At 68.6% G+C, this 26,146-nt stretch carries 20 protein-coding genes; 4 read left to right on the top strand and 16 right to left on the bottom strand.

Features of this window, described 5'->3' with window-relative positions; genetic code table 11:
- Window positions 1-31 precede the first annotated feature (31 nt).
- Both BM417_RS38845 and BM417_RS38850 read left to right on the top strand, forming a co-directional pair.
- Window positions 32-832, top strand: coding sequence for an SAM-dependent methyltransferase (locus tag BM417_RS38845; protein ID WP_093604848.1), 801 nt, complete (start codon window positions 32-34; stop codon window positions 830-832).
- Window positions 832-2,664, top strand: coding sequence for a diguanylate cyclase domain-containing protein (locus BM417_RS38850; protein ID WP_093604850.1), 1,833 nt, complete (start codon window positions 832-834; stop codon window positions 2,662-2,664). Before BM417_RS38845 ends, BM417_RS38850 begins: the two co-directional genes overlap by 1 nt.
- Before the next feature lie 42 nt (window positions 2,665-2,706).
- On the opposite strand, the gene BM417_RS38855 is transcribed toward BM417_RS38850, so the two are convergent.
- From BM417_RS38855 to BM417_RS38875, 5 genes are all read right to left on the bottom strand, one after another.
- Entirely contained in the window at window positions 2,707-3,225 is a 519-nt protein-coding gene (locus tag BM417_RS38855; RefSeq protein WP_218164703.1) for a snapalysin family zinc-dependent metalloprotease, read from the bottom strand.
- Window positions 3,226-3,664: 439 nt separating this feature from the next.
- Complete coding sequence (locus tag BM417_RS38860) at window positions 3,665-4,261, bottom strand: GTP-binding protein (RefSeq protein WP_093604854.1); 597 nt, start codon at window positions 4,259-4,261, stop codon at window positions 3,665-3,667.
- A 16-nt stretch (window positions 4,262-4,277) separates the two neighbouring features.
- The gene (locus tag BM417_RS38865; RefSeq protein ID WP_030468876.1) at window positions 4,278-4,700 is read right to left on the bottom strand and encodes a roadblock/LC7 domain-containing protein; all 423 of its coding nucleotides are present in this window, start codon (window positions 4,698-4,700) and stop codon (window positions 4,278-4,280) included.
- On the bottom strand, window positions 4,697-7,492 hold the full coding sequence (locus tag BM417_RS38870; RefSeq protein ID WP_245822571.1) for a sensor histidine kinase: 2,796 nt from the start codon (window positions 7,490-7,492) through the stop codon (window positions 4,697-4,699). Before BM417_RS38870 ends, BM417_RS38865 begins: the two co-directional genes overlap by 4 nt.
- A 219-nt stretch (window positions 7,493-7,711) precedes the next feature.
- Window positions 7,712-8,707, bottom strand: a complete 996-nt coding sequence (locus tag BM417_RS38875; RefSeq protein ID WP_245822572.1) for an ABC transporter substrate-binding protein — start codon at window positions 8,705-8,707, stop codon at window positions 7,712-7,714.
- 198 nt (window positions 8,708-8,905) lie between these two features.
- On the opposite strand from BM417_RS38875, the gene BM417_RS38880 reads away from it, so the two are divergent.
- Both BM417_RS38880 and BM417_RS38885 read left to right on the top strand, forming a co-directional pair.
- On the top strand, window positions 8,906-10,075 hold the full coding sequence (locus tag BM417_RS38880; protein WP_093604858.1) for a 4-hydroxybenzoate 3-monooxygenase: 1,170 nt from the start codon (window positions 8,906-8,908) through the stop codon (window positions 10,073-10,075).
- Between the two features lie 175 nt (window positions 10,076-10,250).
- Window positions 10,251-10,988 (top strand): IniB N-terminal domain-containing protein, encoded by a 738-nt coding sequence (locus BM417_RS38885; protein ID WP_093604860.1) that lies wholly within the window; start codon window positions 10,251-10,253, stop codon window positions 10,986-10,988.
- Window positions 10,989-11,232: 244 nt separating this feature from the next.
- On the opposite strand, the gene BM417_RS38890 is transcribed toward BM417_RS38885, so the two are convergent.
- The 11 genes from BM417_RS38890 to BM417_RS38940 all read right to left on the bottom strand — a co-directional run bounded on the left by BM417_RS38890 (window position 11,233) and on the right by BM417_RS38940 (window position 26,067).
- A complete protein-coding gene (locus tag BM417_RS38890) occupies window positions 11,233-12,033 on the bottom strand; it encodes an ABC transporter ATP-binding protein (RefSeq protein WP_093604862.1) in 801 nt (266 codons plus the stop codon).
- Complete coding sequence (locus BM417_RS38895; protein WP_245822573.1) at window positions 12,017-12,784, bottom strand: ABC transporter permease; 768 nt, start codon at window positions 12,782-12,784, stop codon at window positions 12,017-12,019. Before BM417_RS38895 ends, BM417_RS38890 begins: the two co-directional genes overlap by 17 nt.
- Window positions 12,781-13,524 (bottom strand): ABC transporter permease, encoded by a 744-nt coding sequence (locus tag BM417_RS38900; protein WP_093604864.1) that lies wholly within the window; start codon window positions 13,522-13,524, stop codon window positions 12,781-12,783. Before BM417_RS38900 ends, BM417_RS38895 begins: the two co-directional genes overlap by 4 nt.
- Window positions 13,525-13,605: 81 nt before the next feature.
- A complete protein-coding gene (locus BM417_RS38905) occupies window positions 13,606-16,338 on the bottom strand; it encodes an nSTAND1 domain-containing NTPase (protein ID WP_093604866.1) in 2,733 nt (910 codons plus the stop codon).
- A gap of 115 nt (window positions 16,339-16,453) precedes the next feature.
- Window positions 16,454-19,168: an nSTAND1 domain-containing NTPase gene (locus BM417_RS38910; protein ID WP_093604868.1), complete on the bottom strand. Its 2,715-nt coding sequence runs from the start codon at window positions 19,166-19,168 to the stop codon at window positions 16,454-16,456.
- Window positions 19,169-19,342: 174 nt separating this feature from the next.
- Window positions 19,343-22,081, bottom strand: a complete 2,739-nt coding sequence (locus BM417_RS38915) for an nSTAND1 domain-containing NTPase (RefSeq protein WP_093604870.1) — start codon at window positions 22,079-22,081, stop codon at window positions 19,343-19,345.
- Between the two features lie 169 nt (window positions 22,082-22,250).
- Window positions 22,251-22,985 (bottom strand): pseudouridine synthase, encoded by a 735-nt coding sequence (locus BM417_RS38920; protein WP_093604872.1) that lies wholly within the window; start codon window positions 22,983-22,985, stop codon window positions 22,251-22,253.
- The gene (scpB, locus tag BM417_RS38925; protein WP_407656204.1) at window positions 22,978-23,850 is read right to left on the bottom strand and encodes an SMC-Scp complex subunit ScpB; all 873 of its coding nucleotides are present in this window, start codon (window positions 23,848-23,850) and stop codon (window positions 22,978-22,980) included. Before scpB ends, BM417_RS38920 begins: the two co-directional genes overlap by 8 nt.
- 143 nt (window positions 23,851-23,993) lie before the next feature.
- Window positions 23,994-24,827, bottom strand: a complete 834-nt coding sequence (locus BM417_RS38930; protein WP_093604874.1) for a segregation and condensation protein A — start codon at window positions 24,825-24,827, stop codon at window positions 23,994-23,996.
- A complete protein-coding gene (locus BM417_RS38935) occupies window positions 24,824-25,147 on the bottom strand; it encodes a hypothetical protein (protein ID WP_093604875.1) in 324 nt (107 codons plus the stop codon). The genes BM417_RS38930 and BM417_RS38935 overlap by 4 nt, the downstream gene beginning before the upstream one ends.
- A complete protein-coding gene (locus BM417_RS38940; RefSeq protein WP_093604877.1) occupies window positions 25,144-26,067 on the bottom strand; it encodes a ParA family protein in 924 nt (307 codons plus the stop codon). The genes BM417_RS38935 and BM417_RS38940 overlap by 4 nt, the downstream gene beginning before the upstream one ends.
- Window positions 26,068-26,146: the final 79 nt, after the last annotated feature.

Below are 26,146 nucleotides of genomic sequence, written 5' to 3' on the forward strand. Positions count from 1 at the left end.
GCTCAGAATTCGCATCGCGAGAGGTGTGGCTGTGGTCGATCGAGTCAACTGGGTCCCGGAAGGCGTCAACGTCGAGGTTCCGAGTTCCGCCCGGATCTACGACTACCTGCTCGGCGGCGGACACAACTTCGAGGCGGACCGCAGGACGGCGGAAGCGCTGATCAAGGTCCTCCCGGTGCGGGACATGGCGCGGCGCAACCGCGCCTATCTGCGCCGGGTCGTGCTGGAACTGGCCGAGCGCGGCGTCCGGCAGTTCCTCGACCTCGGCTCGGGCATCCCGACCGTGGGCAACGTGCACGAGGTGGCGCACGAGGTCGCCCCCGACTCGAAGGTCGTGTACGTCGACTTCGAACCGGTCGCGATCACGCACGCCGAACTGATGCTGGAGGGCGAGCAGGACGTCACCGCGCTGCTGGCCGACCTGCGCGAGCCGGAGAAGGTCGTGGCGCAGGCTCAGCAGCACCTGGACTTCTCCCAGCCGATCGGCCTGCTGGTCGTGGGTGTCCTCCAGTTCATCCCCGACTCGGACGACCCCTGGGGCGTGCTGTCCCGCTACGTGGACTCGCTCTCGTCCGGTTCGTACCTGGCGCTGTCGCACTTCACCGCGGACAGCATGCCGGCGGCCATGGCGGCCGGTAAGGAGATCTTCGCGAAGACCGCGGAGCCGATCACCCCGCGCACCCGCGCCCAGGTGACGGACATGCTGGCGGGCACCGAGATCGTGGAGCCCGGCGTCGTGTTCACGCCGCAGTGGCGGCCGGAGACGCCCGAGGACGTCGGCGACGATCCGACCAGGGCCAACCTCTACGCCGCGGTGGGTCGCAAGCCCTGATGAGCGCCGCGTCCGTCGCAGAGCGCTGGGCGGCTGTTCTGATCGAGAGCGCGTATTCGCCGATGTCACGGCGAAAGCTGACGCAGCACCTCGAGGAACACGCCGCCCGGCTGCGTGCTGGGCGGGCGGCGGTGGCCATCGGCGAATGGCTGGTGCGCAAGCGTTTCACCGGGCCGGACTCGTTGCGCCGCACGCTGGAGGTGCTCGGGCCGGAGTTTCCTCCCGAGGTGCTCGGCGCACTGGCGGCGGGATATGTGCGGGCGACGCGCGACCAGTTGTTCGCCGAGCAGGAGAAGGTCAAGAACGCGCTGTTGAAAGCCGTCGAGGACGCGCAGCGCGACCTGCACGACAGCGAGGCCCGGTTCGCCCAGGTCTTCGCGACCACGGCGGTGGGCATCGCGATCTTCGACCTGGACGGCGCGGTCGTGGAGGCGAACGAGGCGCTGGCCTCCATCCTCGGGCACGAGGAGATGCCCAAGGAACTGTTCGCCGAACCGGACGCGAGCGCGCTGGCCGCGGCCTGCCGGCGCATGATCGCGTCCTCTGTGGACACCGACCGGCGCGAGTGGGAGCTCGCCCAGGGCAACGGCGACACGGTGTGGGCGAACGTCGTGCTGTCCGTGCTGCGCGGGTCGGACGGGCTGCCGAAGTTCCACGTGGCGTTGATCGAGGACGTCACCGAGCAGCGGATGCTCCAGGAATGGCTGCGGCACCAGTCGTTGACGGACCTGCTGACCGGACTGCCGAACCGGGCGTCGTTCACCGACAAGCTGGAGTCCGCTCTCGCGACCGGCGAGCCGCACACGCTGGGCTATTTGGACGTCGACAGCCTGACGATCGTCAACGACGGCCTGGGGTACGTGGCGGGCGACGCGGTGCTGGTCGAGGTGGCGCGGCGGTTGCGGGTGGTGCTGCCGGAGGCGGTGGTGGCGCGGGTCGGCGGCGACGAGTTCGTGGTGCTGATCCAGGGCTCCCCCGACGTCGCGGCGCTGGCGGCGACGATCGACGAGGAGCTGTCCGAGCCCGTGTACCTGGAGGGCGCCGGCGTCGCGGTGTCGACGTCGATCGGTTTCGTGCACACCGCGGGCCCCGGCGTGGATCCCACGGCGGTGCTGCGGCGCGCGCATTCGACGTTGCGAAGAGCGGAAGCCGGCGGCAAGAGGCAGTGGGCGATCTACGACCACGAGGCCGACGTCGCCGACCGCACCCGGTTCGCGCGGATCGCGGCGATGCCCGGTGCCTTCGAGAACGGCGAGATCTCCGTGCGGTACGCGCCGGTGTCGTGGGTCTCGGGACCGCTCGCCTTCGTGGAGGCATCGCTGCGGTGGGGTGCCACCCGGCACGACGACGTCGTCGCCCACGCGGACGCTCTCGGCCTGGCCTCCCGGCTCGCGCGGATGGTGTTGCAGGACGCGTGTTCGCGCGGCGAGCCGGTGCTGATCCGGTTGTCCAGGGACCAGTCGCGGGACCCTGACCTCGCGGCGCACGTGCGGTCCACGTTGCGGGCCAACTCGTTCCCGGCGTCGTCGCTGTTCCTGGCGCTGGACGTCCGGTCGATGCCGGACGGCGAGGAGAACCTCGAAGTGCTGCACGACATGGGCGTGCACGTGCTGCTGCACGAGTTCGGCGGCGGGTTCGCCGGTCTGTCCACTGTGGACCGCAGTCCGGTCTGGGGTGTCCGGCTGGCCAAGCCGCCCTCGGAACGTCTTGCGCGGCAAGGGCTCGCGCTCATGGTCCCGCTGCTGCGGTCGGCCGGCGTGCACGTGATCGGCGGGCCGGGCGACCCGGACGAGCTTCAGGCGTTGGGCGTGGATCTCGTGGTCTCGCTGTAGGTGGTTGTGGCCGTCAGGGAGACCACAACCACCCACGTGCGTTTAGGCAGCGTCCTCGAACGTCGTGGGCTGGACCGTCACGGTCCCGCCGAAGTTGCGCACGACCTGGGCCTTCTCCGCGGCGTTCGGGTTGGGGTTCTTGCACGACGTGCCGGCGCTGGCGCCGGACATCAGGTCGGTGCACAGACCCGTCCGGCGGTCCGGCAGACCCAGGATGTGGCCGAGCTCGTGCGCGGCGATCCGGATCTTGTCGTGGCCTTCGGTGACCGCCTGGCGGCCCATCCAGATCTTGCCGCGGCCGAGGCTCGTCGTCTGGGCACGGGGCCAGCCGTTGTCCGCGACGATCGTGATGTTCGCGCTCCCAGGGACCTTCACCAGCTTGATGGTGTTCGGGAGCTGCGTGTTCCACACGTTCGCGCCCGCGTCGACGGCCGCCACGAACTCAGCGGCGCCGGACGAGTTGTAGGTCAGCGTGCGGGGCGCGGCTTCCGCGGTGCCGATGAGACCGACCGAGAGGGCGGCAGCACTGGCGACCACAGCAATTGTTTTGCGCAGGGACACAGGAATCTCCTCGCAATGCAGGGTAATTGCACCCCGACTGTATCGCTGCGCCGTTGGGGCACAAGAAGAGTCAAGTGTGAACCAACGCTGGCACGGTCAAGAGCGTTCGTAGGTGATCGGACGACCCGAATCGCGAAACTACCGCACAGCAAGGGGAAACACGCCCTACTACCGGACTTCGCGCGAACTCGCGCACCGGACCGGCCGCCGCCGAACGGGCGAATAACTGTTCACACGCTTCTGGCTCTGATGGACCAGAAGGCCGAACGGCGATCAGGGCGATACGGCGCAGAACTGGCGTTGTCCGCGCTCGAATCCCCGATCCTCACCGTCCTCGGCCGCGCCGCGCTCCGCGATCCCGTGGTAGGGCGTGGTTTCCGCGCAAACGCGAACGGGGCCGGTGCACACGGCACCGGCCCCGTTTCCGCGGGAAGCGGGTCTAGGCGAACGACGGCTGGCGCAGCGCGTGCTCCACCAGCGCGATCAGGATCTGCTTCGTGGACTGCCGGTTGCGTGCGTCGCACGGAATTATCGGCACCGACGACGGAATCGTCAGCGCGTCCCGGATCTCCTCAGCACGGTGGTGCATCAGACCGTCGAAGCAGTTCACCGCGATCACATACGGCAGATCGCGGTCCTCGAAGAAGTCGATGGGCGCGAACGCCTCGTCGATCCTGCGGGTGTCGACCATGACCACGGCACCGATGGCACCGCGGACCAGGTCGTCCCACATGAACCAGAACCGGTGCTGACCGGGCGTGCCGAACAGGTACAGGATCAGGTCCTTGTCCAGCGACACCCGGCCGAAGTCCATGGCCACCGTGGTGGTCACCTTGTCGGGCACCATCGACAGGTCGTCGACCCCTACCGATGCCTGGGTCATCACGGCCTCGGTCGTCAGCGGGGTGATCTCGGAGACCGACCCGACGAACGTCGTCTTGCCGACGCCGAACCCGCCCGCGACGACGATCTTCGCCGACATCGCCGTCAGGCCGGCCCCAGGTGACCCCGGACGACCCGGAGCACCGTTGCTCATGGGAACTTCTCTCTACTCAGGCTCTCATGGAAACGTGCAGCTGGGCGCGAATCTCCGGCGTCAGCTGGAGACCGACCCGTTCCACCAGCCTGGTCATCGCGTAACCGATGAGGCCGATGTCGCAGTTGGGTGCGGCGAGTACGGCGAGGCAGGACCCGTCGCTGATGGACATCAGGAAAAGATAGCCCCGTTCCATCTCGACGACGGTCTGTTTGACCTCACCGGCCTCGAAACAGCGCGCCGCGCCGAGGTTCAGCGAGACCAGTCCGGACGAGACGGCGGCGAGCTGCTCCGCGCGGTCGTGCGGCAGACGGTCGGACGAAGCGAGCAACAGGCCGTCGGCGGAGACGACGATCGCGTGCGCGACACCGGCCACCCTGCTGACGAAGTCCTCGACCAGCCAGCTGAAGTTGTCCAGTTCCTCAGTCGCGGTGGTCACTGGCGTTCCCTTTCTGCGATCACGGGGATGCCTCCGACGGCCGAGTCGAAGAGCGACTCACGGCCCATCTGGACACCCTTCTGGTACGTGGCGAACCGCTGACGCAACCGGTCCGCGGACCGGCCGGAGATGGCGACGGCGGTCGTCAGCTGAGGTGCCGGTGACGACGGCTTCGGCAGCGAACCGGGGACCAGGCGCGCCTTCGGGACGCGCTTGGGCAGACCGTTCTCCGTCGTCTGCGCCGTACCACCGTTGCCGAGCGCGCCCGCTGCCTTCCAGCCCTCGTCCGCCGCGCCCCAGTCGGAGTCGGCGTAGTCGGCGACCGCGCGCGGCACCGCCGTCGGTGCCTCGATCTTCACGGTGTCCGCCGCCGAACGCTGCCGCTTGGGCAGGCCGTTCACGGTGGCGAGCTCCGCGTCGTGCTCCGCTTCGTCGTGCGCTGCTCGGTCGTGCTCGGCGCGTTCCGGCTCCGCTGACGGAACGTCCTTTGTAGAGGGTTCGGGCGCCGAGGGGGTCTGGAACCACCTCGACAGGTCGTCGTGCGAGATCAACTGATCGTCGTCGACGATCGCCGGGAAGATCTCCGTGGCGGGCTCTGCCGGGCGTTCGACCGGCGGCTCGTAGGAGTACCCGGCCTCGGCGGCCTCTTCGTCCGCCTCGATCCGCGCGGTGAACAGGCCGTCCGCCGACGTCTGCTCGATGCGGTGCCGGCCGGAGTTCTCGTCCTCGGTGGCGGGCGCCGGCACGACGACCGGGTGCTCCGGCGTCCACTTCGGCACACCGGACAGGCCTTCGCCGGTGCCGGTGGACTCGATGGCGGCCAGCGGCGCGGCCGGCAGGGGCAACGCGGGCGCGGCTCCCTTGTGCAGCAACGAGATCGGCAGGATCACCTGGGCGGTGACACCGCCCTCTATGTCGTCGTTGTTCGCGAGCGTCACGCGGATCTCGTGGCGCTTCGCGAGCTGGCCGACCACGTACAGGCCCATCTCGCGGGCCACCGAGACGTCGACCTCCGGCGGCTCGGCGAGCTTCGCGTTGAACTCGACGACGTCGTTCTCCTGCATGCCGACGCCGCGGTCGTGGATGCGGATCGCGACCTCGCCCTTGCGAGTCTCTATCGTCCGCACCGTGACCTTGGTGGTCGGCTTGGAGAACGCCGTCGCGTTGTCGAGCAGCTCCGCCACGAGGTGCGCGAGGTCGTTGACCACGCGGCCCTGCACCATGAGCTCCGGCGTCGGCGCGATCTGGACGCGCGCGTACTTCTCCACCTCGGACACCGCGGCGCCGAGCACCTCGGCGATCGCGACCGGGCGGGTGACGCGGCGGTTGACCGTCGTGCCGGAGAGCACCAGCAGGTTCTCGCTGTTGCGGCGCATCTGCGTCGCGAGGTGGTCGAGCTCGAACAGCGACGCCAGGTGGTCCGGGTCCTGCTCGTCCTGCTCGAGCCTGTCGATCACGCTGATCTGCCGTTCCACCAACGCCTGCGAGCGCCGCGACAGGTTGATGAACATGTCGTTGACGTTCGCGCGCAGTGCCACCTGCTCGACGGCGAGGCGGACGGCTTCGCGCTGCACGAGGTCGAACGCCCTGGCGACCTGACCGACCTCTTCGGTCGTGTTGAGCGGCACCGGGACGATCGCCTCCTCCGCGGCCCGTTCGGGGTCGCGGTGCGAACGAATTCGGCGAATCGCGTCGGGCAGCTGGTTGCGTGCCACATCCAGCGCGCTGCGACGCAGCACCCGCAGCGGCCGCAGCATCGACTGCGCGACCATCGCCATCAGACCGAACGCGACCAGCAGCGAGATGGCGACCAGTCCGGCGTCACGCCACGCGGAACCCCGTGCCACGTCGGCAAGGCGCGTGGTCGTCGCGTCGGCCTGACTCTCCAGTTCGGTCGCGACCTCGCGAACCAGGTTCGAGGTGTCCTGACCGATCTTGAGCACCTCGGCGTCCGTGATGGTCACCGGCTTGCGCTCGGCGTCCTGCGCGAGCGCGAGCCGCACCAGCCGGTTGCGACCGTCCACGGCCGCACCGGACACGACGTCCTGGAACTTCTGCTGGTTGCCCGACGACGCCACGTCGTTGAACTCGTTGAACGCCGCGTCCAGCCGGGACTGCGCGGCACGCAGCTCGTCCGCGGCGCCGGGCGCGAAACCCTTGCGCAGCGCGGTGGACGTCAGGATCGAGTTCTGCTGACCGAGCTGTTCCTGCGCGGTGTAGAGCGCCTGCGCTGCGGTGACCAGAGGAACGATCTCCGGCTCGCTGAGGCTCGACACCGCGGCACGGTGCACCGTGCCGAGCGCCGCGATGATCTGGTTGTACGCACTGATCACGGCGACGTCGGGGTACTTCGTGCTCAGCAACGTCACGCGCAGGCTCGCCAGTCCGTCGAGGGACTGGAGCGACTTCGTGAACGACTCCTGCAGGGGCGCGCTCAAGGCCGTGGCCGTCGCGCCCGAATCCCTGTACTTGCCCAGTTCAGTGTCGGTGAGACCCGTGCGGGCGGCGTGTTCGGGACACGCGTTCTGCCTGCCTGCGGCCACACACTGCACTGCCCAGTCACGTTCGACCTGTAGAGCGTTTTCCACCTTCGCGGCCTGGTGGCTCACGGCGAGCTCGCGCTGGACGCTGCCGAAGAGTTCGACGTCGTCGAGCTGGGTGTTCAGCCTCAGACCCGCGAGAGTCGCGGTAGTCAGGGCTGGAACTAGCAACACCACCGCGAGCTTGCTCCGCAACCGCCAGTTGCGTAGGCGGAACCGGTCGATGCCTCGCTGGTCCTCACGACCGCGCACCGTCAACACTCCCCGCCCCGTTTAATAGCTGCAAACCTGGTGGATCTTGGAGTAAAACGCGCTGTTCTCATACCGCCGTTCGGACGACAAAACAGCTGGTTCGAGAATCAACAACTTGAACTGGGCGACTAAACGGCCCCTAAGCGATAATTCATCTGGTGGAAACGTTCGCGCGGGTGACCGTGATCACGGCCTGATCACAGCCACCCGCGCTGTTCGTCAACTACCGGAGGGCTGGATGAGCATCGGCTTGACGTCGAGCTCCTTGTCCAGCATCTGGTACCGCTGCATCAGCTGAACGACCCGCTGCAGTCGCGTCGCGTCGAGCGTGGTCGGGAAGGCACCGAAGTGGACGAGACCAGCGGTTTCCTTGTCGACCTTGGCGTACTCGACCAGCAGCGGCTCGACCGTGGGACGGTCGGTGGCGTCGGCCTGCCCCTTGGCCATCGCTCGCTGGAACGCCGCGACGGTCTTGGGGTTGTTCTTGGCGAACTCGCCACTGGTGGCGTAGCCGGCGATCGGGATGTTGTCCGTCGGGCCGGTCGCGGCGTCCAGCACCTTGATCTGACCGGCGGCACGCTGGGCGCGGGTGATGAACGGCTCGACCATGAAGGCGGCGTCAACGGCCTTGTTCTGGACCGCGGCCTGCATGTCCGGGAACGGCATCTCCTTGAACTTGACCGTGCTCACGTCCACGTTCGCGGCCTCGAGAGTCGCCTTCGCGGTCAGCTCCGCGATGTTCTTGAACGTGTTGATCGCGATGGTCTTGCCCGCGAGGTCAGCGGGACCCTTGATAGCGGAGTCACCACCGGCCAAGATCAGGAACATGTCGGGTTTTGCCTGGTAGCCGTCGGAGATGAGCTTGATTCCGTCGACCGCCTTCGCGGCGTCCTTCGACTGGGCGGCGAAGAACGAGACCCAGTTGCCGAAGGTGAAGTCCAGTTCCTTGTTGATCAAGCCGGGGATTGCCTTGGCCCCACCCTCGATGACCTTGAGGTTGACCTCGAGCCCCTCGGCCGCGAAGTAACCCCTCTTGATCGCGACGTGGACGGACGCCACGTCGAGGATGGGAAGGACCCCCAGAGTGATCTTGGCCTTCTCGACCGGACCACCGGTGTTCTGGCCAGTCTGGGGTGCCTGCTCTGTGCCGCCGAGCGCACCACAGCTCGCCACGGTGGCGAGCAGCGTGGCAAGGGCGATGCCACGGATGGCCATACGGCGGACTCTTCGAGTCATCGGGAGCACTCTCCTGTCGGAGCGGTGTCGTCGTTGCGGGGAAGGATCGCGACGGTCAACCACTCAGAGTAATGACGCTGCTCCAAAAGACCCCAGTTGACCGACACGAGCAGGTTCCAGTCAACTACCTGCGGTGAGCATCTAAGCACAGCAGGTCTAGGGCTAGGAGAACCCCAGTTGAAGCGCTCCGTGACCGTTGTCGGCGCAGGGCCGGCCGGTCTGACCTTGGCAAACCTGATCCAGCAGTCAGGTATCGACTGCGTTGTGCTCGAAAAAGCTAGTCGAACCCATGTGGAAACCCGAGCACGCGCGGGAGTCTTGGAGCACCGCTCTGTAACCATGTTGGAGTCACTCGGACTGGCAGATCGTTTGCTGATGGAAGCAGACCGTCACGGTACGTGTGAATTCCGCGTGAGCGGCCAGGCGTTCCAGGTCTCCTACAGCGACCTCTACGGCGGCCGCGAACACTACGTCTACCCCCAGCAGGAAGTCGTCAAGGACCTCATCGGGGGATTTCTGGACACGGGTGGGGACATCCGGTTCTCGGTCAGCGACGTGGAGTTGCACGACCTGACGTCCTCGTCCCCCTCAGTGGCCTTCACCAGCGAAGACGGGGCCCGCGAGACCATCACCAGCGATTTTGTGGCAGGCTGTGACGGATTTCATGGCGTGAGCCGGCCGTCCATTCCTGAAGGCGTGCTGACGGAATTCACGCATCAGCACGGTGTGGAGTGGCTGGCCATTCTCGCGGAGGCCCCTCCGTCGACTAAAGCCATCATTTACGCGCTGCACGAAGATGGATTCGCGGGACATATGTTGCGGTCGCCGTCGATATCCCGCTTCTACTTGCAGGTGCCGGTCGGAACAAAGGCCTCCGATTGGTCCGACGAACAGGTCTGGGAAGCGTTGCACAAACGTTTCGCGCTGCACGACTCGTCGTGGGGACTGACCGAGGGAAAGATCATCGAGAAGCGCGTTCTCGACATGCGCAGCCACGTGGTCGAGCCGATGTCCTACGGCAGGCTCTTCCTGCTGGGTGACGCAGCACACATCATCACCCCGGTCGGCGCCAAGGGCATGAACCTCGCCATGAACGACGCCGCAACGCTCGGACGTGCGCTTATCGACTTCTACGCCACCGGATCCGAGACCGGTCTCAAGACCTACTCGGAGGACTGCCTGCGCCGCGTCTGGCGGGCGCAGGAATTTTCACAGTGGATGGTCAACATGATCCACACCGACGTCAGCTCCCCGTTCTTCGGACGGTTGGCCCAGGCACGGCTGGAGCACCTGGCCGAGTCCCCCGCTTACCGCGCCACGTTCGCGGAGAACTACGTCGGACCCTGATGGCGAAAAGTCGACCCTCAAGGGTGAAATCCCCGGCCCCCTAACGGGTGACACCCTCCCCCTAGGGATCTCAGCACGTCACAATCTGGGGCCAACTCCCGATGCTGGGGGATGTCGTTCATCCATACGGTTCAACACGACATCCCCCGATCCACCCACAGGGAGCTCGAGTTTCATGGCCACCCAGACCACGCTGCACGACTTCACCCTCACCCTCCTCGGCGACCTGGACGCCCGTGAGGCGTTCCAGCTCGACCCGGAAGGCACTCTCGAGGCCGCGGGTCTGGGCGACATCTCGCCGGTCGACGTCCACGAGATCCTCCCGCTGGTGCTCGACAGCGCGTCCGTCGTGAAGATCGACGCCATCGACAAGGTCCTGGTCGAGGCGGGCGACCTGACCGCCGTCGACAGCCTCAAGCTGATCACCGGCAACCTCGAGGGCGTCACGGGCATCGCCGACGTCGCCGCCCCCTCCGCGATCACCGCGCTCGTCAAGGACTTCGACGGCCTCGGCGACGTGACCGGCACCCTCGACGCGGTGAACGCCAACGAGGTCGTCTCGGACGTCACCGGCATCGCCTACGACAACTCCGTCGTCAGCACGGTGACCGACGTCGCCGACGTGCACGGCGTGACCGACGTGGTCGTCAAGGACCTCGACGCCGACGTGCTCGTGAAGGACGTCGTGGACTCCGACGTGCTGGTCAAGGACGTCGCCGGCTCGGTGGACGTCGACGTCAAGGACGTCCTGGACGTGACCGACAACGTCACCGGCAACGTGGTGCAGGACGTCGCTCAGGTCGGCGACGTGCACAACGACCTCGGCCAGGTCGTCGGTGACGTCAAGGTGGGCGACATCGACCTGCTCGACGGCGGCATCGGCAACGGCGCCGACCTCGACATCCACTTCTGAGCACTGTGTTCTGAACGAGTAACCAGCACAGGCAGGGCGTTGCCCAAGCGAGCGCCGGGGCGCCAACCCGGGGCTCATGCCTTGTAGTGCCCCCACAAGGTGCTTGCACGCTCTCTCCGGTGCGCCTGGCCCATACACCCTCCTCGTGAGGCCAACCGCGCCACAACGCAGCAGAGCCCCCGGACCGCGTGGTCCGGGGGCTCTGCTGTCTTGAACGACTGTCAGGATCTGTCTTGAACGACTGTCAGGACGAGACGGTCTCGCTCAGCGATTCCCGTTCCGCCGCAGCCCACTTGTCGACGTCCATCGTGGGCTTGCCACCGACGTTCAGCAGCCGCGCCACCTTGGAGCGCAACGCCACGAAGGCCTCGTCGGTGCGCGTCGTCACCTGGTCGCGCTCGGCGGGCAACGGCACCTCCAGGTCGGCCACCAGCTTCGCGGGTGAACCGGACAGCACCAGGATGCGGTCGCCCAGGTACACCGACTCGTCGATGTCATGCGTGACAACGAGAACGGTCGTGTCGTGCTCACGGCGCACGCGAAGCAACAGGTCCTCCAGCTCGAACCGGGTCTGCGCGTCCACCGAGGCGAACGGCTCGTCCATCAACAACAGCGCCGGCCGGTACGCCAGAGCGCGCGCGATAGCCACACGTTGTTGCATACCACCGGAAAGCTGCCACGGCCGCTTCTTCGCCGCCGCGCCGAGACCCACCCACTCCAGGGCTTCGGCGGCGCGGGCGCGCCGCTCGGCGCGCGGCAGGGACCGCAGCGGGAACTCGACGTTGCCCTGCACCGAAAGCCACGGGAACAGGGAGCGCGAGTAGTCCTGGAACACCACCGCGAGGTGGGAACCGTTCAGGGACACGTCACCGCGGGAGGGCGCGATGAGTCCTGAGATGGTGCGCAGCAGTGTGGACTTGCCGCACCCGGATGGTCCGACCACGCACACCAGCTCGCCGGCGCGGACGGTGAAGGTGAGACCGCCGATGGCCTCGTAGTCGCCGTAGGTGTGGCCTAGGTCGGCCACCTCAAGCATGTTGCTCATCCCTGCTCCTCGGTTGCCACGCCAAAGCCCTGCGTTCCACCGCCAGAAGCACGGTGTTGAGTCCGTAGCCGAGCACGCCCAACAGGACGATGCCCGCCCACATGCGCGTGTAGTCGAACTCGCGCTGTGCCTGAATGAGTTGTGAGCCGATGCCGTTGTCCGTACCCACGAGCTCGGAGATGACCATCAGCACCAGGGACAGGGACAGGGACACGCGCAACCCCGCGAAGATCTTCGGGGAGGCCGCGGGCAGAACGACGCCCAGAACCCACTGGTAGCGCGGGATCTGGAAGACCGCGGAAGTGTCCACTTTGGTCACGTCGACGGAACGGGCGCCGTCCACGCTGTTGAGCAGAACCGGCCAGATCACGCCGAAGATGATCGTCGCGAGCTGCATCGGCGTGCCCGTCTTGAACAGCAACAGGAACACCGGCACCAGCGCGGGCGGCGGGATCGAGCGCAGGAACACCAGCAGCGGTCCCGCGTACTCCATCGCCCGGTCCGAGCGGCCGAGCAGCAGGCCCAGCGCCACACCGATCACCGAGGCGATCGCCCAGCCCGACAGCAGCCTGCCGATCGACGGCAAGATGTGCTCGGTGACGTTCCGCGGCTCCAGGACCCACCACTCCCAGGCCGCCGTCACGATGTCGGACGGCGGAGGGAAGAACGGGTCCTCGGCGAACATGCCGAGCAACTGCCACACGACGACAAGACCGGCGAACACGGTCCACCGTTGAAGGAACTTGTTCACCAGGCCACCCAACGCCGGCGGACGCGCTCAAGACCGTTGTTCAGCAGGACGCCGATCGCGCCCGCGACCACGGTGCCGACCAGCACCTGGTCCATCCGGCCAGGCCCGCTGCGGGCCTCCATGATGAAGTAGCCGAGCCCGATCTGGCTGCCTGCCATGAGCTCGACGCTCACCATCACGATCAGCGCCGTCGTGGCCGCGAGCCTGATTCCGGTGAGGACGAACGGCAGCGCGCTCGGCAACGCCACGCGGAACAGCACGCCCACGCGTCCGGTGCCGAAAACCCGTGATGTCTCAACAAGCAACGGGTCCAGTTCGTCGAGCGCGTAAATGGTGTTGAACAGGATCGGCCACAGCGCCGCGTAGACCGCGAGCGTGATCTTCGTTTCCGGGCCGAACCCCAGCATCACCAGAGCGAGCGGAATCAGTGCCACAGAAGGGATCGGGCGCAGGAACTCGATGACCGCACGAGTCGCCTGACGCACGGCGGGGACGCTGCCGAGCACCAGTCCACTCGGCACCGCGATGGCGATCGCGATGGCGATGGCGATCAGCACCGCCAGGACCGTTGCCACGACATGACTGATGAAGGCAGGAGAGGTCAACTGCGTGACGAGCTCACCGAACACGAGGGACGGTGGCGGAAGCGCGTCCGCAGGTAGAAGGGGAGAGCGTCCTAAGAGCTCCCAGAGCGCGAGGAACCCGGCAATGCCGAGTAGTCCCCTTGTGAACGCACGCACTCGGTCACCCTAGAGAGTGGATCTCTGCTTCACAATGCGTGGTTGCTCAACTCCGGGTTGTTTCCCACACATCGCGGCGGTTCAGCAGACCTCCACGCGCTCCACTTCGCCGAAGCTCTTAACCCATTCGGAGTCCGTGAGCCGTGCGCCGTCTTTTTCACACATCCGCTTGATGATCGAACCGGTGTCGAGGTCGTACGGCAGCAGCTCGGGGTCCTGGCCTCCTCGGCGCACGAGGAAGTCGCGGTTCTGCGGCCGGTACACCGCGCGCGTCGAGCTGCCGTGCCCGACGACGTACACGAGCCGATCCGCCGCACGGTCGTTCGGGTAGAGCTGGTGCACCTCGAAGATGTTGTCGCGCACGATCGCCACGCGACCGTCGTCGGAGAACGTGACACGCGCTCCGGCACGCAACGCGGTGTCGAGCCGTGCGCGCAGCACGGGCGTTCCGCTCGGCACGCGTTGCCAGACCTCGACGATCGACTCCGGTGACGAGTGCTCGACGGCGAGCCAGCGCCCGTCGCCGCTGTAGGTGATGGCGCGGACGTAGACGTGCTGTGCCAACGGCGGCCCCGCGGACTCGACGGTGCCGCCGATGCTCCAGAACTCGATGGTCGTGGTGCCGGTGGCCCGGTCCCAGAGGGCGGTCGCGAGCTCACGGCCGTCCTGGCTCAGTGCCACGGTCTCGGGGTTGCGCACCGGCATCGGCAGCTTGCGGGGGTTGCGCGGGTCGCCCAGGTCGTAGAGCTCCGCGTGCTCGGACTCGTCCGGTGTCGGGAGCCCGACCTCGACCGCGTCGCCGACCTTGCCGACGAGCCGCGAGCCGTCCGGGCTCAGGTCGAGCGTGCGGAACCGGCTCGGCAGCGCCGTGAGGTAGGTGATGTCACCCGCGTCGTTGACGGCCCACAGGTGTTCCTGGCCGCTGAAGTCCTTCGTGACGGCCCGGCGTTCGGCGAGCTTGACGACCCGATGGCGGTCGGCGAACTTCTTGCCCGGCGCCGCCTTGTCCTCGTCGATGCTCCACATCCGGTCGGTGCCGTCCTCGTCGGTCACCGCGGCCATCTCGCCGCGCGGGGCGACCACCACGTCCGCGTCGTCCTTGGGCGTGCCGGTGAACGGGATGCCGCGCGCGACCGCGCTGGCCAGCCGCAGCACCTTCTCCGCCTCGGCCGACGGGCTGACCTCGTAGCCGACCAGCGCGAACTTGTCCGCGTACGGCCGGCGCTGCTCCAGCAACGCCTCGGACTGCGACAGCGCCTTGCCGCCGAGCTCGCGGTCGTTCATCTCGGTGATCTTGCGTTCGTTCGCGAGCGTGTAGACGACGCCGCCGGGCACGAGCGCGAGCAGCACCGCCACGACCGCGATCAACGCCGTCGAGCGGCGTGTCTCCCGCTTGACGCTCCTGTCGACGAACTGGCGCTCCCGCACCGTCAAGAACTCGCCGAGCTCCTTGGCCTTGCGCAGCCGAAGGCCCCGGTAGAGCGCCAGCGGGTCGCGGTCGCTCGCCTCCCACAGCTCGATCGCGGTGACGAGCTGCTGGTGCGTCCGGAGGTTCTCGCGTTCCTCGTCGATCCACCCGGCGAGCCTCGTCCAGCGCAGCGCGGCGTCGTGGGTCAGCTCGACGCCGTCCTCGGTGAGCGTCACCAGCCTGGCCTTCGCGAGGAGGTCCAGCAGGGGGGTGCCGACGTCCAGCCTTCGGCTGCGGCGTTGCGCGACCCCGTTGCGCTGCACGGAGACGAGTCTGAGCAGGATCTGTCTGGCCGCGCGCTGGTCGTCCTCGCCCAGGCCCGCGAAGAACGTCTCTCCGGCCTGTGCGACGACGTGCTCGATGCCGCCGGACTCCTCGAAGCCGGCAAGGGACAGAGTCATGCCGCGCTTGCGCCGCCACGTCTCGACCAGTGCCTGCTGCACCAACGGCAGCGAGTGCTGGTTCGCGGCGTCGGCCACCAGTCGCGCGATCACCGCGGTCTCGACGGTGGCGCCGATCTTCGCGGCGGGTTCGGTGATGGCGCGGCGCAACTGGTCCGCGCTCATCGGCTCGATGACGATCTCGGTGCCGTTGATGCGCTTGTCGCGCCAGCGCTGCTCGTGGTCGGCGCGCACGGAGAGCACGACGTGGGGGCAACGGGTGACGGCGGCGACGAAGTCCTCCGCGTCCAGTGCCTTCTCGAAGTCGTCGACGAGCAGCACGAGGCCGGGGCGGTGCTGGCGGATCCGCAGCCTGAGGTGGTCGGGGTCTTCCCGGAACTCCTCGGCCAGGCGATCGGCGGTGGTGTTCTCGAAGACCTCGGCGAGGGCGACGGCCAGGTCCTGGATCGGGTCCCGCGTGGGCGTGATCACCACGGCGTCGTCCAGGGCGGGGTGCAGACCGGCCCGCAGCAGCGACGTGCGGCCGGATCCGGAGGCGCCGAAGACGACGGTGAGGGGCTTGGCCCTGACCGACTCGACGACCTGCTCCACGAGGCACTCGCGCCCGAAGTACCGCTTCGCGTCGTCCTCGGTGAAGGGGGCGTTGCCGGGGTACGGCGTGTTCGGGTGCAACGGCTGCGTGTGCTCGGCGGCCAGCTCACGCCAGCGCCTGGTCCACGGGGCGGGATCGGACTCACAGGCACGCACGAACGCCAGAGTCAGCGCGAGCGACGGCAGCTTCCGCCCACCGGCCGCGTCGGACAACGCGGTCGGCGAGTAGTTCGCCCGCCGAGCCAGCTCGCGGTAGCTCGGTTTGCCTGCCTGGTCGCGCAGTCTGCGCAGGTCACCGGCGAACCGCAGCAACGCGGTGTCCTCCGGACCCAGCGGTCGTTCCCCTCGTGGCATGCCGCCTCCTGGCCGGATTGTCCACCAGAGGTTCTCCCTCCGTCTAACGGCCTGCTAACCGCTCACCACCCGGACGTGCGCTTCGTGATCGTTCCACCTGCCGCATGCTGGGACTTCAGTCGCGGCACGGCGGGGTGAAGTCGAGGTCGCCGAAGTACTGCTCCCACTCCTCGCGGCTCATCCGCGGAATGGCCTGCTCGCAGATCCTGACCGCCGGGTCGCGCGGGTCGGCGTTCCACAGCCGCAACGCCCGGTCCGCACCACCCGTCACGACCTCGTCACCCTGGGGCGTCAGGCCGACCGCGGTGACCGGCCCGGCGTGTCCGCGCAGCAGGGCCTGCTCCACCGGTTCGCGGGCGCCGAGCCGCCAGAGCCGCACCAGTCCGTCGTCGGTGGCGATCGCGACGTGGCCGGCGCCGAGCCAGGCCGAGGTGACCTCGCCGCCACCGGACGGGATCCTGGCGCGCAGGACCGGGTCGCGCGGGTCGGTGGAGTCCCAGAGGTGCACGGCCGTGCGCGCGGTGGTCATCAGGTTCTCGGCACCGGCGAACTGGGCGCTGCCGGCGAACTCCCTGGTCAGCGACAGGAGCTTGACGTCGCGCGGATCGGAGACGTCGACCAGGTGCACGGCGCGGCCGGTGGTGACCGCGGCGAGGACCTGGCCGTCCGGGCGGAACGACAGGCCCGCCAGCGGCCCCAGGCCGAGCTGCGCTGTGGTGAGAAGCCTCGGGCGTTCGCCGCGCAGGTCCGTCCAGAAGCTCAGAGCGCCGTCCTCGTCGGTGGTGACGAGAGAGGTGCCCTGCCAGGCGATCGCATTGGCGCGCACGGGAAGCACGGCCAGCTCGCGTGGTTTGCTCAGGGACACGTCGACGACGTGAACACTGCCGTCGTCGCCGGCGGACGCGACCAGGCCGCCGGTCGAGTCCATCGCGAGGTCGGTGACGGCACCGGAGTGCCGGGTGGCGTCGTAGGAGGCTCGCGGTGCCGGCAGGTCGGACAGTCCCGTCAGCACCACCGTGCCGTCGCGGTGCCCGGTCACGACCTGTTGCAGGGTCGGCCCGACGGCAAGCGCGGTGACCTCGGACTGGGCCTCGCGCAGTACCTGGGAGGGCACGTCCTCCTGGCGCAAACCGTTGCGCGCCTGAGGTAACGGCACGAGCTGGTAGGCGGCGAGCGCGACCTGCTGCGCCAGGGCGGGGTTCGTGGAACGCAGGGCGGCGGCCTCGCCCACGGCCCTCAGGACGGCGGCGTTGGCACGTTGCTCGTCGGCGGCTTTGCCTGCCTGCAAGGCGAAGACGGTCGAGCTGGCGGCGACGACCACGAGCGCCGCGAGCACGGCGAGCAGCTGGCGTTGGCGGCGGGTGCGTCTTCGGGCACTCGCCGAGACCTCCTGTTCCGCGGCCAGGCTCGCCGCGAGGAAGGCACGTTCCCCGGCGTTGAGGGAAAGTCCTTCCGGAACGTTGGCCAGGCGGCGTCCCCGCAACAGCGCCCCCGCGTCGCGGTCGAGCGACTCCCAGGTCTGCGTGGCGAGCGTGAGTTCGCGCTGTGCCTTGATGTTCTCGCGGTCCTCCTCCACCCAGCGCTGGAACGTGGGCCAGCCGCGGATCAACGCCTCGTGCGCCAGTTCGACGCCGTCGCGGTCGATCACGACGAGCCGCGCCGCCGCCAGCGCGAACAGCACCTCGTCGTCGGCTTCGAGCTCAGCCTGGTTCGCGCGGCGTTTCGTGTCCTCGGCGGTGACGAGCCGCAGCAGGATCCGTTTCGCCTGCTCCTGCCCCGCCGGGGAGAGCCCGTCGAAGACCTCCTGCGCGGTGCGGGCGACGGCGTGGTCGAGGCCGCCGACCTCCTCGTACCCGGCGAGGGTCAACGTCATGCCGCGCCGGTGCTGCCAGGTCTGCGCGAGCGCGTGCGACAGCAACGGCAACACGGCCGCCTGCCCGACCGCGTCGGCCATGAGCCGCGCCAGCAACGCCGTTTCGACCTTGGCGCCCACCACCGCGGCGGGTTCGGTGATGGCGAGACGGAGCTCGTCCGGGGTCATGGGGCCGAGCAGGAGCTGGGCGCCTTCGAGTGCCTCGACCAGGTCGGGGTACTGCGCGCAGTGGCCGTAGTAGTCGGCCCGGATGCCGATCACCACCTTCTGGCAGCCGGTGAGCGCCGTGATCAGCCACTGGCGGAGCTCTTCGTTGCGGCACAACGTGAACAGCTCCTCGAACTGGTCGACGACCACGAGGTGCCCGTGCCTGCGGTGCAGTTGCCGCGGGTCCTTCAGCTCCTCGGCGAGCTCGACCGCCTCCCCGCCGGTGAGCCGGGCGAGCGCGAGCGCGCACTCCTCCACGGGATTCGCGCCGGGCGTGAACAGCAGGACGGGTTCACGGGTGCGGGCGATGAGACCGGCCCGCAGCAACGACGACTTCCCCACCCCGGACGGCCCGAACACGCCGGTGAAGCGGTTCCTGGTGGTGAGCAGTTCGGCCGTCAACCGCTCGCGCCCGAAGAACTTCGGCGCGTCATCGGGCTGGAACATCGCGAGCCCGACGTACGGACTGTCGTTCGCCGCATGCGGTTCGGACTCCGCGACCGCACGCCACCGCCGCGCCCACTCCTCCGGATCGGCGTCGCAGGCCTTGGCGTACGCCTTGGTCACCGCGAGGCTGGGCAACTTCCGCCCGCCCGCCGCCTCCGACAACGCCGCGGCCGAGTAGTGCGCCCGCCGGCTCAGTTCCCGGTAGGTGGGGCTGCCCGCACGCTCCCGCAGCCGGCGCAGATCCGCCGCGAACCGCAGGACACCGCTCTCGCCCTCCTCGAGAGGGCGTTCCCGTCTCGGCATCCCGTCATTGTTCAGAGAACTTTGTTCAGCGGCGAACACATGACCGTGAACAACCCGTTCGCCCTAACGTCGAGCTAGACGCAACTACACGGGGAAGACCCGGTGCTCGCGCCCCGAACCGGCGCCGGAGTGGCCGTGGGTGGCCCGCGCACGAGCCACCCACGGCTCACGAACTCAGCACACGGGCACGCGCTCGATGTCCGGGAAGTACTTCGCCCACTCCCGATCGGACAGTTCCGCGTGGCGCGGGCACAAGTCCTGCACGGCCTGCTCGGCGTCCACGCGCAGGTGCCAGAAGAAGCCGTCCCCCGTACTGATCACGAACTGCGAAGACCAGTTGTCGGCCGACATGACGTCCATGGTGAAGTTGTCGAAGCCCGCGAGCCTCCTCGGCGCATCCGGCTGCTCCAGGTCCCAGATGGTCACCGTTCTCGCTGCGGCGAGCAGCACCTGACGGCTGTCCGGCGAGAACTTGATCATCGGTCGTGAGGTGCCGGCGAACTGCTCCGGCAGATCGGCCCGGTGAACCGGGCTCGCCGGATCAGAGACGTCCCACACGGCCGTGGTCGCGCTCGTGGGGCTGGGCATCGCCAGCAGGCGACCGTCCGGGCTGAACTCCGGCCGGCCCGAGCCGACGGGGGCGCCGACCCGGCCCGCGAGGCGGAGTTCGGTGCCGTCGAACCGCCAGAGCTCCACCTGGCTCTGGCCATCCGGGCGCATCCGCGCCAGCGCGAGCATCCTGCCGTCCGGTGAGAGGCGCACCTCGTGTGCGTCGCCGGGGTCGGCCAGCACGACCTCCCGCACCTGACCGGAGCCATCGTGCACCCACATCTTCGGTGCCAGCGTCTTGAGGCTGCGGTCGACGGACACGATGCCGGCGACGACATCCACCCCGTTGTTCCGCGCGACCGAGGAACCACCGTGCACCGGCAGATCTGCGAGCTTGCGTCCCTCTTCGGCGGGAGAGCTGTCGTAGAGCCCGAAGTTCTCCTTCCCGTGCAACACCGCGCGACTGTTGTCCTCGCTGACAGCGACCGGAACGCCAGGCAGGTTGACGACCATTCTGTTCGCCGGTAGGTCCCAGAGGGACACGCCGGTTCTCCCCTGCTCGGTCACCGCGTAGAGCGTGCCGCCATCGGCCTTGTTGATCTGACTGCCGTGGGAGGCCGAAAGGTAGGGCTTCCGTCTGTCCGCGGCGTCGGCCTTGAGCAGAAGATCACGGTTGGCCTCGGTGGGCGACACCCGGTACACGGCGAGCGCGAGACGCGCTGCGTCCGGCTCCGTCATCGACATCCTGGCGAGCCACCTGGCCTCCGCGGCCGCGTTGCCCGCCACCGCGATGTCGCGTTGCGCGGCGACCTCGTCCGCCTGCCGCATGGCGAACACCACGGTGCCCGCGAGCAGCAGCACCAGCACCGACAGCACGGCCATGACCGCGCGGGCACGCCGGACGCGGCGGCGGCCTTCCGCCTGGCTCGCGGTGAGGAATTCGCGTTCGGGTTCGGTCAGCGAATCCGCGCTCAGCTCTGCGGCCTGGGCCAGCCGGGCGCCCTGATAGAGGAGGTCCCGGTCGCCGTCCCACTGCGCCGCGGCCTCGGTGAGCTGGTGGTGCACGCGCAGGGTCTCGCGATCCTCGGCGATCCAGTCGCGCAGACGTGGCCAGGAGCGGATCAACGCCTCGTGGGTGAGTTCGGCGTGCTGCTCGGTGAGCGTGACCAGGCGGGCGTTCGCGAGGTGTTCCAGGACGTCGGCGTCGAAGGACTCGCGGTTCGCACGGCGTTTGGTGTCCTCGGTGCCCTCGCCGAGTGCGATCAGGCGCAGGAAGGTGCGCTGGGCGATCCGCTGCTGCTCCTGGTCGAGCTGTTCGTACACGGCCTCGGCGGTGCGGGCGATGGCGTGCTCGACGCCGCCTGCCTCCTCGTAGCCGACGAGCGAGAGCGTCATGCCGCGGCGGCGGTGCCAGGTCTCGACGAGGGCGTGCTGGACGAGCGGCAGCGCGGCGGCCTGACCCACGACGTCGGCGACCAGGCGGGTGACCAGGGCGGACTCGACGGTGGCGCCGACGCGCAGGGCGGGTTCGACGATGGCGCGGCGCAGTTCGTCGGTGGTGAGCGGGCCGACGAGGAGTTGTGCGCCCTCCAAGGCCTCGACCAGTTCGGGATGGCGGCCGACGTGGCCGTAGAAGTCGGCACGGACGCCGATGACCACGTGCGGGGCGCTCATCAGTGCCCGGACGAACCAGTCGCGTTGCTCGGGGCCCACCAGCGTGAAGACTTCTTCGAACTGGTCGACGACCAGGACGAGGTTCTCGTCGTGCTGTCTGATCAGCAGGCCCAGCGCCGCCGGATCGGTGAGCTCGCCGTGCAGGACCACCGCGGAGTGCCCGGTCAGCTGGGCGAGGCGGACGGCGCACTCGTCGAGCGGCTGGACACCGGGGGTGAAGATCAGCGCCTGGTCGAGGCGGGGCAGCAGGCCGGCGCGCAGCAGTGACGACTTGCCGGAGCCGCTCGCGCCGAAGACACCGACGAACGGGCGCGCGTGCGTGAGTTCGACCAGCTTCGCGGTGAGTTTCTCGCGGCCGTGGAAACGGTCGGCGTCTTCCTTTTGGAACGCCTTCAACCCCACGTAAGGGGCTTCGCCCGTCGGTTCCGGCGGGGCGGCGATGTCGCGCCACCGCTGTTCCCACTCCTCCTCGTCGCCGCCACAGGCTTTGACGTAGGCGAGAGTGACCGCGAGGCTCGGGAGTTTCTTGCCACCGGCGGCGTCGGAAAGCGTCGCGGCCGAGTAATGCGCGCGTGAAGCGAGCGCGCGATAGGACGGTTTGCCCGCCTTCTCGCGGAGTTTCCTCAGGTCGGCGGCGAACCGGCCGAGCTCGGTGTCTTCGCAGTCCAGCGGACGTTCGGTGCGTGGCATGTCGGTCTCCCCCTGAGACCGATTGTCTACACCTTGTTGTTCAAAGCGCACTTCCGACCCCTTACAACGTCGTCGCCATAGCGTTTCCGTCGCAAGGTGAATGGGGATTCACCGCAGTTCGTCCCTCCGGCTCTGGGGGCCGGAGGGACGAGCGGGGTTCAGATTCTGATCAGAGACCGACGAGCTTGTACAGCCCGCCGACTTCCTGACGGTTCAGCACCCGCATCGAGCCGGGACGCTGGTTGCCGAGCGACACCTCACCGACGGCGACGCGGACCAGCGACTGCACCGGGTAACCGGCGGTCTCCATGAGGCGGCGGACGATGTGCTTGCGACCCTCGTGCAGCACGATCTCGACCAGCGCCTTGCCGGGGACGGCGCTGATGAGCTTGAAGGAGTCGACCTTGACCGGCCCGTCCTCCAGCTCGATGCCCGCCTTGAGCTTCTTGTTGAGACCCTTCTCGACCGGGCCGGGGACCTCGGCGAGGTAGGTCTTCTTGACGTTGTAGCTCGGGTGCATCAGCCGGTGCGCGAGCTCGCCGTCGTTCGTGAGCAGCAGCAGGCCCTCGGTCTCGGCGTCGAGGCGGCCGACGTGGAACAGCCGCTCCTTGCGGCTGCGCACCAGGTCACCGACGCACGGGCGGCCCAGGTCGTCCTCCATCGTGGAGAGCATCCCGTACGGCTTGTTCAGCGCGATCGTGACGACGTCCTCGCGGATCTGCACCCGCAGCCCGTCCACGTGCACGACGGCCGTCTCGGGGTCGATCCGGCGGCCCTGCTCGCGCACGACCTGGCCGTCGACCTGCACCCGTCCCTGCTCGATCAGCTCTTCGGAAGCGCGGCGCGAGGCGATACCCGCCTGCGCGAGCACCTTCTGCAGGCGCACGCCCTCGTTGTCAGACATCGTCGATCGCATCCACTTCGGGCAGGAGCGGGGCGATTGGCGGCAGGTCGGCAAGCGACGACAGCCCCAACCGCTCCAGGAACAGTTCGGTCGTGCGGTACAGGATCCCACCCGTGTCGCTGTCGGTGCCCGTCTCCTCGATGAGCCCCCGTGCGACCAGGGTCCGGATCACGCCGTCCACGTTGACGCCGCGAACCGCCGCGATCCGCGCCCGCGTGACAGGCTGCCGGTAGGCGATCACCGCGAGCGTCTCGAGGGCCGCGCGGGTGAGTTTCGCGCGCTGACCGTCGAGCAGCAGCTTCTCCACGAACGGGGCGAACCGGTCCCGCGTGTAGAACCGCCAGCCGTCCCCCGCCCTGCGCAGGTCGATCCCACTGCCGGACTCGGTGTACCGAGCAGCCATTCTACGGAGTGCCGCCTTGATTCGCTTAACCGGCTGCTCAAGGGCACTGCTGAGCTGGTCTTCGGCGATCGGGCTGTCCACCACGAGCAGGACCGACTCGAGCGCGGCCTCGAAGGTCGCGTCGTCGGTGAGGTCGGGCAGGCCGCTGTCCTCGATCGCCTCCTCGGGGGTGGCGGCGAGGAGCTGGGCTTCGAGGGCGGTGGCGTCCTCGGCGTCGGCCGGGTCGGCTTCCGGCTCGGGCTCGGGCTCGGGCTCGGGCTCGGGAGCTTCGGGTTCGGGAGCTGCGGGCTCGGGGGCCTCGGGCTCGGCTGCGGGCTCGGGCTCGGCTGCGGGCTCCTCCAGCACAGCGGCGGCAGGCGCGGCGTCATCGAGTGCGGCGTCAGGCTCGGCGGCCTCCGTGGCCTCGGGCTCCGTGGCCTCGGGCCCCGTGACCTCGGGCTCGGCTGCGGGCTCCTCCAGCACGACGGCGGCAGGAGCGGCGTCGTCAAGAGCGGCGTCAGGCTCGGCAGCGTCCCCTGCAGCGTCCCCTGCCTCGGGCCCGCCTCCGTCGAACGCCGGCCCCGGCTTCTCGATCTCCGCCGCGTCCGGCCCGACCAGTGGCTCGCTCATCCGCCGTAGTCCTCATCCTCGTCGCCGGCGTGCACCTGCGCCTGCGCGTCCTCCAACGTCCCGCCGACCCACGTCACCTGGAGCGGCCCGAGCGGGTCCTCCTGCTCGAAGGCCAGCGACTTCTCCCGGTACAGCTCCAGCAGCGCGAGGAACCGCGCCACGACCTCCATCGTCTCGGTGCAGTCGGCGACGATCTCCGAGAACGACGCGGTGCCCTTCTCGATCAGCATCGCGCGCAGGATGTCGGCGGTCTCGCGGATCGACACGCGGTGCTGGTGGATGTGGTCGACCGACAGCGTGCGCTTCTGCTTCGGGCGGAAGGCCGCGGCCGCGATCAGGGCGAACTTGTGGGGCGTGACGCCGAGCATCACCTCGGGCAGCAGGCCCTCGAAGCGCGGTTCCAGCGACACCGAGCGCGGGTAGCGCCGGAACGCGCCCTGTTCCAGTTCGGCGAAGAGAGCGGCGACCTGCTTGTAGGCCCGGTACTGGAGGAGGCGGGCGAACAGCAGGTCGCGGGCCTCCAGCAGGGCCAGGTCGTCCTCGTCCTCGACGTCACCGGTGGGCAGCAGCCGGGCGGCCTTCAGGTCGAGCAACGTGGCCGCGATGACCAAGAACTCGGTGGTCTCGTCGAGGTCCCACTTCTCGCCCATGCCGCGCAGGTGCGCGATGAAGTCGTCGGTGACCGTGTGCAGGGCCACCTCGGTCACGTCGAGCGTGTGCTGGGAGATCAGCTGCAGCAGCAGGTCGAACGGACCTTCGAAGTTCGTGAGCCTGACCTTGAACTTGCCATCGTCCGGAGCAGCAACCTCAGCAGGGGGTTCCTCGGTCACCGCTCGCGCAACCTGCGTACCAGCAACGACGCGTCCCCGTGCGTCTCGAGGTCGTCCAGCACGATGGCGATCGCCTCACGCACGACACGTCCGCGGTCGACGGCCAGCGAGTGCGAGCCGCGCAGCACGAGCCGCGCCTGCTCCAGGGCCAGCAGTTCCTCGTCGGACACGTAGACCGTGATCTTCGTGGTGTGCTTGGTGCGGCCGGAACCACGGCGCTGCTGCGGCGTGACCTCGTCCGAGGAGACCTCGGGCGCGGGCGCGGCAGAGGTCAGCCGGAACAGTTCCGCCGCCCCCGGCAGTGAAGGGCGACGGGTCACCGGGCGATCACCTCGCGAGCCAGGCCGCGGTACGCGTTGGCACCGGCGGAGCGCGGCGCCCAGCGGGTGATCGGCTCGCCGGCCACGGTGGTCTCCGGGAAGCGCACCGTGCGGTTGATGACCGAGTCGAACACGATCTCGCCGAACGCCTCCACGACGCGTGCCATGACCTCACGCGAGTGCAGCGTGCGCGGGTCGTACATCGTGGCGAGGATGCCGGTGATGTTGAGCTTGGGGTTCAAGCGTTCCTTGACCTTCTCGATGGTGTCGATGAGCAGCGCCACCCCGCGCAGCGAGAAGAACTCGCACTCCAGCGGGATCAGCACACCGTCCGCGGCCGCGAGGGCGTTCACCGTGAGCAGGCCGAGCGAGGGCTGGCAGTCGACCAGCACGTAGTCGTAGTGGTCGATGACGGGACGAAGGGTGCGCACGAGCGTGTGTTCGCGGCCCACCTCCGACACGAGCTGGATCTCGGCCGCCGACAGGTCGATGTTGCTCGGCAGCAGGTCCATGTCCTCGACCATGGTCTTGCGGATGACATCGGGAACGGCGGTGTCGTTCTCCATGATGACGTTGTAGATCGTGGTTTCCAGCTGGTGCGGGTGCACGCCGAGGCCCACCGAGAGCGCGCCCTGCGGGTCGAAGTCGACGAGCAGCACCCGCCGGCCGTACTCGGCCAGGGCCGCGCCCAGGTTGATGGTCGTCGTCGTCTTGCCGACGCCACCCTTCTGGTTGCAGACGGCCAGGATCTTCGCCGGGCCGTGGTGCAGCAACGGCGGCGGATCGGGGATGTGACGACGCGGTCTGCCCGTCGGGCCGATGCCGTCGACCTGCTCCGTGGCAACGTCGTCCACCGGCGCGGCGTGCGGAGCCAGGCTCAGATCGGCACGGGGCGCGAAAGCGTGCTCCGGTGTCGACATGGCTGGCGTTCCCTCACTGGTCGTAGTCGTCTCTCCGGGCGCAGCCTAGGCCGCACCCGTGCGAGCGGCAACGCGCCTC

Origin of the sequence: Lentzea waywayandensis (assembly GCF_900115955.1) — a bacterium.
GTDB lineage: Bacteria > Actinomycetota > Actinomycetes > Mycobacteriales > Pseudonocardiaceae > Lentzea > Lentzea waywayandensis.

Bases quoted from the DNA above. Each gene is read 5' to 3' on its own strand.
- BM417_RS38910 (WP_093604868.1), bottom strand. From the start codon at position 19,168: ATGCCGAGACGGGAACGCCCTCTCGAGGAGGGCGAGAGCGGTGTCCTG.
- BM417_RS38850 (WP_093604850.1), top strand. From the start codon at position 832: ATGAGCGCCGCGTCCGTCGCAGAGCGCTGGGCGGCTGTTCTGATCGAG.
- BM417_RS38885 (WP_093604860.1), top strand. From the start codon at position 10,251: ATGGCCACCCAGACCACGCTGCACGACTTCACCCTCACCCTCCTCGGC.
- BM417_RS38940 (WP_093604877.1), bottom strand. From the start codon at position 26,067: ATGTCGACACCGGAGCACGCTTTCGCGCCCCGTGCCGATCTGAGCCTG.
- BM417_RS38890 (WP_093604862.1), bottom strand. From the start codon at position 12,033: ATGAGCAACATGCTTGAGGTGGCCGACCTAGGCCACACCTACGGCGAC.
- BM417_RS38875 (WP_245822572.1), bottom strand. From the start codon at position 8,707: ATGGCCATCCGTGGCATCGCCCTTGCCACGCTGCTCGCCACCGTGGCG.
- BM417_RS38860 (WP_093604854.1), bottom strand. From the start codon at position 4,261: ATGAGCAACGGTGCTCCGGGTCGTCCGGGGTCACCTGGGGCCGGCCTG.
- BM417_RS38905 (WP_093604866.1), bottom strand. From the start codon at position 16,338: ATGCCACGAGGGGAACGACCGCTGGGTCCGGAGGACACCGCGTTGCTG.
- BM417_RS38920 (WP_093604872.1), bottom strand. From the start codon at position 22,985: ATGTCTGACAACGAGGGCGTGCGCCTGCAGAAGGTGCTCGCGCAGGCG.
- BM417_RS38915 (WP_093604870.1), bottom strand. From the start codon at position 22,081: ATGCCACGCACCGAACGTCCGCTGGACTGCGAAGACACCGAGCTCGGC.